Raw genomic sequence first — 13,407 nt, forward strand, 5'->3', positions numbered from 1 at the left:
TTTGGGTTCCCACGGGAATTGCGCAAAATTACGCCAATTCCTCTACCGTCATCACACCTTCAAGAGATTTCAGCGCGCTTTTGATTTGTGGGCTAACCGGATACTCCTGAGGCAGGTCAATTTCGACCTCGCCAGGGAGGCTCGGGTCCATCAAGCAGAATGTGATCGGGCCGAAACTTCGGTTAGACTTGTCGCTCCGCGCCTGCTCCAAAACCGAAGCAACCGAGTCTGCACCGTCGGTGTTTTCGATATAGACCTTCAGCCCCATCGACCCCGCTTCAGCGACGATACCTTCCATGGGAGCGATACTGCGGGCAATTGGATCAAATTGCCCGTCTTCGAACTTCGCCTCAAGCGTCATGACAACGCGACTGGTCTCTTCGAACACTTTGCGGGCCTGTTCAAAATCCTTCGGGAACATTGCCATGCCCGACACCTGTAGCGTTGGATCGGAAATGTTCATGCGGAAGAACTGCGTACCGCGTCCCGATTTTCGTTGCTGTAGCCCAGAGACGATAACGCCGACCTTGATAATCGCAGCGCCCTTTCGCTCGGCTTCTTGGCGGGCCTCTTCCAGAGATTTCACGCCTTTCCGTTTAAGCGGCGCCATGAAATCATCAAGCGGGTGGCCGGAAAGATAAAAGCCGATGGCCTTGCTCTCTTCGCTCAGGCGGTCGTCAGTGTTCCAGTCAGCGGCAGTAGAAAGACGCGGCTCAGGAAGATCATCGCCTGCTTCTCCAAAGAGCGAAACCTGACTAGAAGCGCGTTGCTCGTGAACAGCCGCCGAATAGGCAACAAGGTTATCAAGACTCTCAAAGACGCGACGGCGGTTTGGATCAATCTGATCAAAGGCACCAGCGCGCGCAAGCATCTCTAGCGGGCGTTTCCCAACGCGTTTCAAATCCACACGGCGGGCGAAATCAAAGAGCGTTGCAAAGGGTTTGCCGCCTGATCCATCAGGCTCTGGTCCACGCGCTTCGACAATGAGGCGCATAGCCTCAACGCCAACGTTTTTCAGGCCGCCCAGCGCATAGACGACTTTGCCGTCATGTACGGTAAACTTTTCAAGGGAGCGGTTCACGCACGGGGGGATAATGTCGATATCAAGCCCGCGCCGCACCTCTTCGGCATAAACCGATAGTTTGTCGGTAAGGTGCAAATCGCAGTTCATAACACCGGCCATAAACTCGACCGGATGGTTCGCCTTAAGCCACGCTGTTTGATAAGACACCACCGCATAGGCCGCCGCGTGGGACTTGTTGAAGCCATAGTTGGCGAATTTTTCGAGAAGGTCGAAAACTTCGCTGGCTTTCTTGGCCGGAACCCCGTTTTCGGCGGCACCCGCTTCAAACTTCGGGCGCTCGGCGTCCATCGCCTCTTTGATCTTCTTACCCATCGCACGACGCAACAGGTCCGCACCGCCAAGCGAGTATCCCGCCATGACCTGCGCGATCTGCATCACCTGTTCCTGATAAACGATAATGCCTTGAGTTTCCTCAAGAATATGATCAATCAACGGGTGAACCGATTCAATTTCTCGTTGCCCGTTCTTGACCTCGCAATAGGTCGGGATGTTTTCCATCGGGCCGGGACGGTAGAGCGCCACAAGCGCAACGATATCCTCGATGCACGTCGGTTTCATCCGCCGCAGCGCATCCATCATGCCCGAGCTTTCCACCTGAAACACGGCCACGGTTTTGGCGCTTGCGTAGAGCTTGTATGTGGCCTCGTCGTCCAGCGGGATGGCGCCGATATCAATGTCGATATCGCGCAGCTTGAGCAGGTTAAGCGCAGATTGAATTACGGTTAGTGTTTTGAGGCCGAGGAAGTCGAACTTGACCAAACCAGCCTGTTCAACCCATTTCATATTGAACTGCGTCGCAGGCATATCCGAGCGCGGATCTTGGTACAGCGGCACAAGCCGATCGAGAGGACGATCCCCGATCACAACACCCGCCGCGTGGGTGGAAGCATTTCGCAACAGCCCTTCGACCTGCTGGCCATAAGTCAGAAGCCGATCCACAACTTCTTCGTTGCGGGCCTCTTCCCGAAGGCGCGGCTCGTCGGTCAAAGCTTGCGCAATCGAAACGGGCTTCACACCTTCGACAGGGATGAGCTTGGAGAGGCGGTCCACCTGCCCATAGGGCATCTGTAGGACCCGCCCGATGTCTCGCACCGCGGCTTTACTCAACAGCGCACCGAAAGTGATGATCTGGCCGACTTTGTCGCGACCGTACTTCTCCTGCACATAGCGGATAACTTCCTCGCGGCGGTCCATGCAGAAGTCGATATCGAAGTCAGGCATCGACACACGTTCGGGGTTAAGGAACCGCTCGAACAGCAAACTATAACGCAGGGGATCAAGGTCGGTGATCGTAAGCGCATAGGCCACAAGCGAGCCCGCACCAGACCCCCGCCCCGGACCAACCGGAATATCGTTATCTTTGGCCCATTGGATAAAGTCCGCAACGATCAGAAAGTAACCGGGGAAGCCCATGCCTTCGATGATATCCAGCTCAAAATCGAGCCGCTTCTGATATTCCTCAACACTTGCGGCGTGGGGGATGACCTCAAGGCGCTTTTGCAAACCTTCGTTCGCCTGCCTGCGCAGTTCCTGCACCTCGTCATCGGCGAATTTCGGCAGGATCGGATCACGTAGCGGCGCTTTGTAGGCGCAGCGTTTTGCAATCTCGACCGTATTCTCAATCGCTTCGGGCAAGTCGGCAAAAAGCGTAATCATCTCTTCTTGCGACTTAAAATAATGTTGCGGCGTCAAACGGCGGCGGGGCTGCTGCTGATCGACGTAGGCACCCTCTGAGATACAGATCAGCGCATCATGCGCCTCATACATATCGGTTTTCGGGAAGTAGACGTCATTTGTTGCAACAAGCGGCAGGTCGCGCGCATAGGCAAGCTCGATATGAGCGCGCTCCGTGGTTTGCTCGGCCTCGGTGAGCCGCCCTCCTTCGCCCGGATGACGTTGCAATTCGATATATAACCGATTGGGATAGATTTCCTGTAGACGATCAAGCAAGGCCTCGGCCTTGGTGCGTTGCGCAGTCAGCAACAGCTTCCCAAGTGCACCCTCAGGCCCACCCGTCAAACAGATTATGCCCTCTGAGAACTCCGCCAACTCATCAAGCGTGACCTGCGGCAACTCTCCGCCGTTATCCACATAGAGGCAGCTTGAGAGCCGCATTAGGTTTTCATAGCCCTTTTCACTCTGCGCCAATAATACGACCGGTGCCGGCGCGCGGGCTTTTTCGCCCGCCTGCGCCGGATCATAGGCCACATCAACCTGACACCCGAGAATCGGCTGCACGCCCTCTCCGGCGGTTTTCACCGAAAATTCCAATGCCGCGAACATGGAGTTCGTATCCGTCACCGCCACAGCAGGCATGTTGTTTGCTGCACAAAGTCCGGCAAGTTTCTTGACCGGAACGGCCCCTTCGAGGAGCGAATATTCGGTATGGAGGCGGAGGTGTACGAAGCGAGGATCAGACATGCGCCAGAGGTTAGCCCGACGTCTTGAAAAGGGAAACGGCCATTTGCCGCAAATCGGAAAAAAGCCGCGCGGCGCGCCGATTATTCGTTTTTTCCAAATACACTTTTTTGCCCCGCCTGCTAAAGATTTCTTGCCACAGAGGCCGCAAGTGCGCTTTGTTACGGTGTTACCTGCGCATTTCGCTTTACGCCACATCGGGCGATGCGCCGCGGTTCTAGCGAACAGAAAGTGGCTGGTTTTCGCATGGATATAACGTTTCTTCAAAGCGGAGAAACTGTTCGGCCAACGCAGGTTTCGGCGACCGATAAGGTGCTGGGCAGGTCGTGCGAAACCTATTGGCAAACAGGCCCGCAGCAATTCCACCGCGATGTAAATACCAAGGCGCGAGGGGCAAGAGCATGCGCCCGACATTCAGCGCTCTCGTGCTGCAAGGCGGCCATGTCTGTTTGGGAAGCTCCTCGCACGCATGCCGCAAAACCTGTGTATGAACATGCATTTTGATCGCGACACACTCGCTGCCCTCGTGGCCAAGCACGGAGACGTGGCGCGGGTTGTTATTGCCGAAACCAGCGGCTCGGCCCCACGCGAAGCAGGGGCAGTAATGTATGTCTGGAGCGATAGCTTTCGCGGGACAATCGGCGGTGGCGCGCTTGAATATCAAGCCATCCATGACGCCCGCGCTGCCCTCTCTGACGGTTCTACACCTGTTCTATCCCGCATCCCACTTGGGCCCAATATCGGGCAATGCTGCGGTGGATCGGTGACTCTTGTGTACGAGATTTTCAACGAAAACACCCTCCCAGCCGCTGATGATACTTTCGCGCGCGCTGTCGCGCCTCATGTGACGGAGGAGAAGCCGAAGGCATTGGGCTTCAAAGATGGCTGGCTGATAGAACAGCAAAAGCAAAACGCCCAGCCAATTTGGATTTGGGGCGCTGGGCACGTAGGCCGCGCGCTTGCCACGGTTCTTGCTCCGCTGCCCGATTTTGCCGTGACCTTGATCGACACAACACAAGAGCGGATACCAGACACGCTCCCCGAAACCGTCACGCCCGTAACGGCCGCTGACTTGCCCGCCCTTGATAAATTCGCACCGCAAGACGCGCGACATTTCATCATGACCTATGACCATGCGATTGACCTCGCTCTCTGCCATGCGCTGTTGAGCGCGGGGAATCAGCAGATCGGGCTTATCGGCTCGACCACCAAATGGGCGCGGTTCCGCAAGCGCCTCGCGGATTTCGGACACACAAATGCACAAATAAGCGGCATTGCCTGCCCAATAGGCGATCCGGCGGCGGGCAAACACCCGCAAGCCATTGCCGTATCGGTTGCGACTAGGCTATTGCTGACCAGCCAGTCAAAAAATTCCGCACCACATAAGCGGGGAGTCGCATGACAAAAGACGGGACAGAAGGGGAGCCAAAGGTGCCAGATCAAACGCTTTTATCCGTGAATGGGCTAACAAAAGCCTATCCCGGAGTGGTTGCGAACAACAACGTTTCCTTTTCGATAAAACCGGGTGAGGTCCATGCGCTCTTGGGCGAAAACGGGGCTGGAAAATCGACGCTCGTCAAGATGATCTATGGTCTTGTGCGGCCCGACAGCGGCGATATGGCCCTGAATGGCGCCCCCTATACTCCGTCGGAACCGCGCGCGGCGCGGGCCTCTGGTGTGGCGATGGTGTTTCAGCATTTCTCTCTGTTTGATGCGCTTTCGGTGGCGGAAAACATCGCCCTCGGCATGGAGAACCCACCGAAGCAAAACGTGTTAAGCGCCCAAATCCGCGAAGTTTCAGAAACCTACGGCCTGCCGCTTGATCCGGAGCGCCTCGTGGGAGAACTCTCAGCGGGTGAGCGTCAACGGGTCGAGATTATCCGCTGTCTGCTACAAAACCCTAAGATCCTCATCATGGATGAGCCAACATCGGTTTTGACTCCGCAAGAGGTGGAGATTCTGTTTGAAACGCTGCGCAAGCTTTCGGCAGAGGGAACCGCTATTCTCTATATTTCCCATAAGCTTGACGAAATTCGCGCGCTCTGTGACAGCGCCACGATCCTTCGGTTGGGCGAGGTTGTCGATATCTGTAATCCACGCGAAAAAACTGCGCGTGAACTGGCAGAAATGATGGTCGGCCAAACGCTCCACACGCCAAGCCGCAAGCCGCACAAGCAGGAAGGCGTCGTGCTTCAGGTTTCTGATCTTTCGATGCGCTCTGCTACGGCCTTTGGCACGTCGCTCAAGGATATTTCATTCTCGGTTCACGCAGGCGAGGTTTTGGGCATCGGAGGCGTTGCGGGCAACGGGCAAGACGAGTTGCTTGCCGCAATTTCCGGCGAAACCAGCCCGGATGCCGGAACAGTCACCGTTCACGGCACCCCCGTTCAACACCTCGGCCCGAACCAACGCCGCAAGCTTGCCATCCTAACCGCGCCCGAAGAGCGCCTTGGCCATGCGGCGGCACCAGATATGAGCCTCATCGAGAATGCTTTGATGACTGGCGCAATCCGCGAAAACCTTACAAACCGCGGCTTCCTCAAATGGGGGGCGGCAAAAACATTCGCCGAAAAGATCATTGCGAATTTTGATGTAAGAACACCAAGCCCCAACAACGCCGCGCGTGCGCTTTCGGGAGGGAACTTGCAAAAATTTGTGGTCGGCCGCGAAATCCTTCAACGGCCCGACGTTTTGGTTGTGAACCAGCCCACTTGGGGCGTTGATGCTGCGGCGGCCGCTGATATCCGGCAAGCGCTTCTTGATCTGGCGGCGCAAGGCTCGGCGGTAATTGCAATCTCGCAAGACCTTGATGAGCTTATGGAGATCTCCGACAATTTCTCAGCTCTGAACGAAGGCCGCCTTACCGCGCCGCGCTCGGTGCAGGGGCTGACGGTGGACGAAATCGGCCTGATGATGGGCGGCGCCCACGGTATGGAGGCGGCCCATGTTTAACTTACTCGTCATGAACAGCCGGACACGAACACAAGTGCTTAACACAGGGGCTGCCCAATGATCCGTCTTGAAAAACGCCCCGTCCCGTCCAAACTCTGGACTTATCTCACCCCTATCGCGGCGGTCGTTGCCACGATGGTTGCGGGGGGCATTTTGTTTGCCTTTCTGGGCAAAGACCCCGTTGAGGTGATCCGCATTATCTTTTGGGATCCGCTGTTCCACCCTGATTTCTCGGCCTATTCCCGTCCACAGCTTTTGGTGAAAGCAGGGCCGCTTATCCTGATTGCCATCGGCTTGTCGCTCGGGTTCCGCGCCGGCATTTGGAACATTGGGGCAGAAGGCCAATATATCATTGGTGCCATTTGTGGCGCGGCTGTTGGACTTGCGTTTTATCCGATGGACGCTTGGTTTATCTTTCCGCTGATGATTATCGCTGGTGCGATCGGCGGGCTCCTTTGGGCGATGATCCCTGCCCTCTTAAAAACGCGGTTTGGCACGAATGAAATTCTCGTGTCGCTTATGCTCGTCTATGTGGCAAGCAACCAGCTTGCCTCGGTTTCTCAGGGTCTGCTCCGTAATCCAGACGGCATGGGCTTTCCTGGTTCAAGGAACTTCCAACAATATCCAGCGGCCTATAACGCCGAACTGATTGCCGGAACGGGTATGCACTGGGGCGTTCTGACTGCCTTTCTCGCGGTGATCGCGGCTTATATCCTGCTCAACCGCCACATCCTTGGCTTCCAGATCCGCCTTACGGGCGAAAGCCCGCGCGCGGCGCGTTTCTCTGGTGTACGCCCTAAACTGCTGATCTTGTTCTGCATGGGCGTATCCGGTGCGGCGGCTGGCCTTGCCGGTATCTTTGAAGTGTCCGGCCCGTCGGGTCAGATCAACATCAGCTTTAATGCCGGTTACGGCTTTACCGCGATTATCGTGGCTTTCCTTGGGCGATTGCATCCGGTCGGCATCCTGCTGGCGGGGCTTCTTCTTGCGCTGACGTACATCGGCGGCGAACTGGCGCAGTTGATGCTCGGCATTCCTGCCGCTGCCATTCAGGTATTTCAGGGCATGCTCTTGTTCTTCCTTCTGGCGATGGATGTTTTCACCAATTACCGTATTCGTATCGGCTCACCGGAGGCTGCATAATGGACCTTTCTGCAATCAACCCCGCAGCGCTTCTGGCTTCGCTCATGGTCGCTGCAACCCCGATCCTACTGGCCGCAATCGGCGAGATGGTGGTGGAAAAATCCGGTGTACTGAACCTCGGTGTCGAGGGCATGATGATCACCGGCGCGGTCACGGGATTTGCCGTGGCTGTCGAAACGCAAAGTCCGTTTTTCGGCTTCGTCGCGGCGGCGGCGGCTTCGGCGGTGTTGAGCCTTGTGTTTGGCTTCCTCACCCTCAAACTCTTATCCAATCAGGTGGCAACCGGCCTTGCCTTAACGCTCTTCGGGCTCGGGCTATCCGCGCTCATCGGGCAGGCCTATGCCGAACAAAGGCCCCCTTCAACCGCGCGGCTTGACCTTGGCTTCCTCTCGGATCTTCCGTTTTTCGGGCGCGTGCTGTTTTCACACGATCCTATAGTTTACCTTTCGCTGGCGCTTCTCGTCGCTGTCTGGGCGTTCCTAAAATTTGCGCGTCTTGGCCTTGTCCTGCGCGCGGTTGGCGAGAACCACGACGCGGCCCACGCACTTGGCTATAAGGTTGTACGCATCCGCATGATTGCCATCGCGTTCGGCGGAGCCTGTGCAGGGCTTGGTGGAGCGCATCTTTCACTGGTACGTGTAGCGCAATGGACAGACGGCATGACCGCAGGTGCAGGCTGGATCGCATTGGCTATTGTTGTCTTCGCAAGCTGGAAAGCCCAGCGCGTGTTGCTTGGTGCGTATCTCTTTGGCGGGATTTCTGTTCTCCAACTCAACCTACAGGTCGCGGGTATCCCTGTTCCTGTCGAGTATCTGTCGATGAGCCCTTACATCATCACCATCCTTGTGTTGGTATTGATCTCCAGAAGCTCAACTGCCGCGCCCGCGTCGCTTGGCAAACCTTTCTTCGCAACGAGTTAGCACAGGCAGCCTCAATGAACCGCGAACGCATTCTTCAGCACTTGGATGGAAAGGTGCCCGACGGGCCTAACAAAGTGTCGTGGGCATTGAACACTATTATCGCAGTGTCCGCGGTGGCTATTTCGCTGGAAACAATGCAGGGACTTCCTCATTGGGCATATGAAGCCTTGCGGGTGTTCGAGTTTGCTATCTTACTTATTTTCCTCGCGGAGTATTTGCTGCGTATTTACTGCGCGGAGAAGCGGCTTCGGTATATCTTTAGCGCTTGGGGGTTGATTGATCTTGTCTCTTGCCTTCCGGGACTGGTTTTCTTCCAGCCGCAATGGCAGGTCGTAAGAACTTTCCGCCTGCTGCGAATTTTGCGCGTGCTCAAACTGTTCCGGAGCTCACGAGCGTTGGAACGTTTTGGCGAAGCTCTTCACAGCGTCCGGAGCGAACTTCTTATGTTCGTGTTTCTTGCGATGATCATGCTCTATGTCAGTTCTGTCGGAATTTTCATCTTTGAGCATGAAGCACAGCCTGAAATTTTCTCATCTATTCCAAGTTCATTCTGGTGGGCCATCGCCTCCTTTACCACTGTTGGCTATGGCGATATGATTCCCATAACTTTCGGGGGACGTGTCTTTACAACCTTCATTCTATTCGTCGGATTGGGGGTGGTGGCAGTTCCTGCTGCGATCGTGACAACGGCTCTGATTGATACAGATTCAAGAATAAAACACCGGAAAGATTCCGACGAAACATCACAACAAAAATCCACCAAAGGGGAGACTCCTAAATGAAATTGATGAAATCACTCATGACAGCAGCCGTAGCGCTTGGCGTTGCAGCTCCGGCCATGGCCGACACAACCAAAGTCGGCTTTGTCTATGTCGGCACACCTGGTGACGGCGGCTGGACATATGAGCATGATGAAGGCCGTAAAGCCGTTGAAGAGCATTTCGGCGACAAGGTTGAAACGACTTTCGTTGAAAACGTTGCCGAAGGCCCAGACGCCGAGCGTGTCCTCACACAAATGGCGCTGTCCGGTCACGACCTGATCTTTACAACGTCGTTTGGCTATATGGACCAGACGAACGCTGTTGCTGCCAAATTCCCGGACATCAAGTTCGAGCACGCCACAGGTTACAAGCGCGAGCATCCGAACGTGTCCACATACGGCGCACGCTTCTATGAAGGCCGCGCAGTGATCGGCACAATCGCCGGCCACATGACCGAGAGCAACAAAATCGGCTATATCGCGTCCTTCCCGATTCCCGAAGTTATTCGTGGCATCAACTCGGCCTACATCCACGCCAAGAAAGTGAACCCTGACGCAGAGATGAAAGTGATCTGGGTGTTCTCTTGGTTCGATCCGGCCAAAGAAGCTGACGCGGCTGCTGCGCTCATCGAGCAAGGCGTTGACGTGATCATGCAGCACACTGACTCCACAGCGCCAATGGCGAAAGCTGCCGAGACAGAAGGCGTTATCGCATTCGGTCAAGCATCTGACATGGCTCAATTCGCGCCAAGCCCACGCGTCTCCTCGATTATCGACAACTGGGCACCCTACTACATCGAGCGCACACAAGCGGTTATGGATGGTACATGGGAGCAGGTCGACACTTGGGGTGGCATTGCATCCGGCATGGTTAAGATCGGCGACATCACAGACGCTATCCCAGCAGAAGTGAAAGCCGAAGCAATGGCGATCGAAGCTGCAATTGCAGATGGCTCCTACCACGCCTTCACAGGTCCGCTGAACAAGCAGGACGGCACACCATGGCTCGCCGAAGGCGAAACAGCGAGTGACGGAGATCTTCTTGGTATGAACTTCTATGTCGAAGGCATCGAAGGCGACATCCCAAGCTAAGTCCAAAGCTTACAAAACCAATATTCAAAGGCCCGGCATTATGTCCGGGCCTTTTTTTGTGCGCGTCCCAGAAACAACTTATCTTCACGCATGCAAACAAACGCTACGTCAATTTGACCGCGATCAAAGCTATTTATCTTGCCGCGTCCGATACCTGAACAAAATTTGAAAGGAACTCAAATGGACTGGAAAGACTTCATGGGAGGGATGAAATCCTCCGTCGGCAACTTCAACGCCGCCGCCCCGGAAACGTCAAAAGGGTTTGGCTCTCTTGCCCACGCAGCGAAAACAAGCGGCGTTCTAGATGCAAAAACCAAGGAATTTGTTGCACTGGCGATCTCTGTCGCAGACCGGTGCGAGCCATGCATCGGTTTCCACATCGAAGCGCTCATACGGGAAAAAGCCACCCGCGAAGAAATCGCAGACGTCCTTAGCATGTGCGTCTATATGGGCGGCGGCCCCTCGCTGATGTATGCATCCAAGGCAATGGATGCTTGGGATCAGCTTTCTAAAACCTAACCTACGATATTCTTGCGGATCGTGGCATTTGTCGGGTCATAAGGGCTATCTTCGACGACTTCGGCATCCCACAGTTTATCGAACATCTTGACCTTGAGCTTTGTGCCGACAGCCGCACAATCTGGCGAGACATAGCCCATGCCGATACTTTTTCCAAAGGCCACCGAATAGCCACCAGAGGTTAGGCGGCCCACCCGTTTGTCACCGGCATAAAGCACTTCGCGCCCCCATGGGTCGGCGTCTTGCGGCCCGTCAATCAACAGGGTCACGCAGGTGCTACGCACGCCGGTCTTGATCATGGCCTCTTTGCCAAAAAACTCTTTCTCAAGGTCTACAAACCGATCAAGTCCAGCCTCAAGCGGCGTGGCATCGCGGCCCAATTCGGTGCCGAATGCGCGATAAGATTTCTCCTGTCTCAGCCAGTTTTGCGCGCGAGCGCCCACCAGTTTCAGCCCGTGCTTCTCGCCCGCTTGCATCAACTGGTCCCATAGGTAATTTTGCATCTCAATCGGATGATGCAATTCCCAGCCCAATTCGCCCGTATAGGCAACCCGCACAGCACGGACAGGACACATACCAAGCTCGATTTCGCGGCATGACAACCAAGGGAAGCGTTTGTTTGAAAGCGCGGTTTCCGGCTCTGCATCACGGATAAGTTCGTTCAGAACCTCACGGGTTTTCGGCCCTGCGATGGCAAATACACCCCACTGCGTCGTGACATCCTGCACGCCGACCCATTCATTTTCGCCGCTATTCCAATCCTCAAGTGCTTTGAGCAGATAATCGCGATCATAATCGGACCACGCCCCCGCAGACACGAGGTAATAATCGTTCTCTGCCAACCGCACGATGGTGTACTCGGTACGCGTTGTTCCCGCAGAAGTCAGCGCATAGGTCAGATTAATTCGCCCCACACGCGGCAGCTTGTTACAGGTGAACCAATCAAGGAACGCCGTCGCCCCCGGTCCGTAAACCGAATGCTTGGTGAAGGCCGTCGCATCAATAAGCCCAACGCCCTCGCGGATCGCGCGCGCCTCTTCTTCGGCATATTGCCACCAACCTCCGCGCTGGAAGCTGCGCGCGGCGTGATCGTCAAACCCTTCAGGCGCATAATAGTTTGGCCGCTCCCATCCGTTCACCTGCCCGAATTGCGCACCTGCGGCTTTTTGGCGGTCATATGCGGGGCTTGTCCGCAGAGGCCGTGCGGCAGGGCGCTCCTCGTCAGGGTGGTGTAGGATATAGACATGCTCGTAAGCTTCTTCGTTCTTGGCCACGGCATAATCGGTGGTCATCCAGCTTCCGAAGCGTTTGGGATCAAGGCTCGCCATGTCAATCTCGGCCTCGCCCTCGACCATCAGATCGGCAAGGTATTTGCCCGCGCCGCCCGCTGCTGTAATGCCAAAGCTGAACCCTTCGGCAAGCCACATATTCCGCAATCCGGGCGCGGGGCCAATGAGCGGGTTGCCATCTGGCGTATAGCAAATCGGGCCGTTGAAATCATCCTTGAGCCCCACCGTTTCCGAAGACGGAATGCGGTGAATCATGCTCATGTATTCCTCTTCGATCCGCTCCAAATCAAGCGGGAAGAGATCGGCACGGAAACTATCGGGCACACCATAAGCAAACCGTGCAGGGGCGTTGCGCTCGTAGGGGCCGAGAATCCAACCGCCCCGCTCCTCGCGCACGTACCATTTGGCATCCGCATCGCGCAAAACAGGGTGTTCGCCGTGGGTCTTGCGGTATTCAAGCAAAGCGGCATCAGGTTCGGTCACGATGAACTGATGCTCAACCGGAATGGCGGGAATCTTGATGCCCAAGAGCTTTGCCGTACGCTGCGCGTGGTTGCCCGTTGCAGTGACCACGTGTTCAGCGGTGATGACGACCCGTTCGTCGGATGGAACAAGATTACCGCCCCGCTCGACCATCTTGGTGCAGGTCACCTCCCATGCCTCGCCCGTCCAATGATAGCTATCCACCTGCCAGCGGCGTTCAACAACAACACCGCGTTGCCGCGCGCCCTTGGCCATGGCGATGGTTACATCTGCGGGGTTAATATAGCCGTCAGTCGGGTGATAAATCGCGCCTTCAAGGTCCTCTGTCCGCACCAGCGGCCAGCGTTCCTTGATCTGCGCAGGTGTCATCCATTCATAAGGCACACCGCAGGTTTCGGCGGTTGAGGCATAGAGCATATACTCGTCCATGCGCTCTTTGCTTTGCGCCATGCGCAGGTTGCCAACCACTGAAAATCCTGCGTTCAAACCCGTTTCTTCTTCGAGCGTTTTGTAGAATTTGATCGAGTAGTCGTGGATGTGTGTCGTCGCATAAGACATGTTGAAATACGGCAATAGCCCCGCCGCATGCCACGTACTTCCCGAAGTCAGCTCATCGCGCTCCATCAGCACAACGTCGTCCCACCCCGCACGGGCAAGATGATAGGCAATCGACGTGCCAACGGCACCTCCGCCAACAACCAGAGCTTTGACATGGGATTTCATCAGGCACACTCCTTGCAACGGGCC

Annotated in this window: 9 protein-coding genes; 7 read left to right on the plus strand and 2 right to left on the minus strand. The window is 55.8% G+C overall.

Going from position 1 to position 13,407, the window contains the following annotated elements; genetic code table 11:
* Nucleotides 1-28 precede the first annotated feature (28 nt).
* Nucleotides 29-3,505, minus strand: coding sequence for a DNA polymerase III subunit alpha (gene dnaE, locus OU789_RS10365; RefSeq protein ID WP_274655528.1), 3,477 nt, complete (start codon nucleotides 3,503-3,505; stop codon nucleotides 29-31).
* A gap of 466 nt (nucleotides 3,506-3,971) precedes the next feature.
* Here dnaE and xdhC point away from each other — a divergent pair, with 466 nt between their 5' ends.
* The 7 genes from xdhC (at nucleotide 3,972) to OU789_RS10400 (ending at nucleotide 10,888) form a co-directional block, all read left to right on the plus strand.
* On the plus strand, nucleotides 3,972-4,904 hold the full coding sequence (gene xdhC, locus OU789_RS10370; protein ID WP_274655529.1) for a xanthine dehydrogenase accessory protein XdhC: 933 nt from the start codon (nucleotides 3,972-3,974) through the stop codon (nucleotides 4,902-4,904).
* Nucleotides 4,901-6,454 (plus strand): ABC transporter ATP-binding protein, encoded by a 1,554-nt coding sequence (locus OU789_RS10375; protein WP_274655530.1) that lies wholly within the window; start codon nucleotides 4,901-4,903, stop codon nucleotides 6,452-6,454. Before xdhC ends, OU789_RS10375 begins: the two co-directional genes overlap by 4 nt.
* Nucleotides 6,455-6,511: 57 nt before the next feature.
* On the plus strand, nucleotides 6,512-7,597 hold the full coding sequence (locus OU789_RS10380) for an ABC transporter permease (RefSeq protein WP_274655531.1): 1,086 nt from the start codon (nucleotides 6,512-6,514) through the stop codon (nucleotides 7,595-7,597).
* Nucleotides 7,597-8,517, plus strand: coding sequence for an ABC transporter permease (locus OU789_RS10385; protein WP_263952488.1), 921 nt, complete (start codon nucleotides 7,597-7,599; stop codon nucleotides 8,515-8,517). Before OU789_RS10380 ends, OU789_RS10385 begins: the two co-directional genes overlap by 1 nt.
* Nucleotides 8,518-8,531: 14 nt before the next feature.
* Nucleotides 8,532-9,299 carry an ion transporter gene (locus OU789_RS10390; RefSeq protein WP_263952487.1) on the plus strand — a complete coding sequence of 256 codons (768 nt, stop codon included), beginning with the start codon at nucleotides 8,532-8,534 and terminating at the stop codon, nucleotides 9,297-9,299.
* Nucleotides 9,296-10,369 (plus strand): BMP family ABC transporter substrate-binding protein, encoded by a 1,074-nt coding sequence (locus OU789_RS10395; protein WP_274655532.1) that lies wholly within the window; start codon nucleotides 9,296-9,298, stop codon nucleotides 10,367-10,369. The genes OU789_RS10390 and OU789_RS10395 overlap by 4 nt, the downstream gene beginning before the upstream one ends.
* A gap of 180 nt (nucleotides 10,370-10,549) precedes the next feature.
* Entirely contained in the window at nucleotides 10,550-10,888 is a 339-nt protein-coding gene (locus OU789_RS10400) for a carboxymuconolactone decarboxylase family protein (RefSeq protein WP_263952485.1), read from the plus strand.
* On the opposite strand, the gene OU789_RS10405 is transcribed toward OU789_RS10400, so the two are convergent.
* Nucleotides 10,885-13,383 carry a GcvT family protein gene (locus OU789_RS10405; RefSeq protein WP_274655533.1) on the minus strand — a complete coding sequence of 833 codons (2,499 nt, stop codon included), beginning with the start codon at nucleotides 13,381-13,383 and terminating at the stop codon, nucleotides 10,885-10,887. The two genes, OU789_RS10400 and OU789_RS10405, sit on opposite strands and share 4 nt — an antisense overlap.
* Nucleotides 13,384-13,407: the final 24 nt, after the last annotated feature.

The sequence above is a fragment of the Halocynthiibacter sp. C4 genome (genome assembly GCF_028823805.1).
Taxonomy (GTDB): Bacteria; Pseudomonadota; Alphaproteobacteria; order Rhodobacterales; family Rhodobacteraceae; genus Falsihalocynthiibacter; species Falsihalocynthiibacter halioticoli.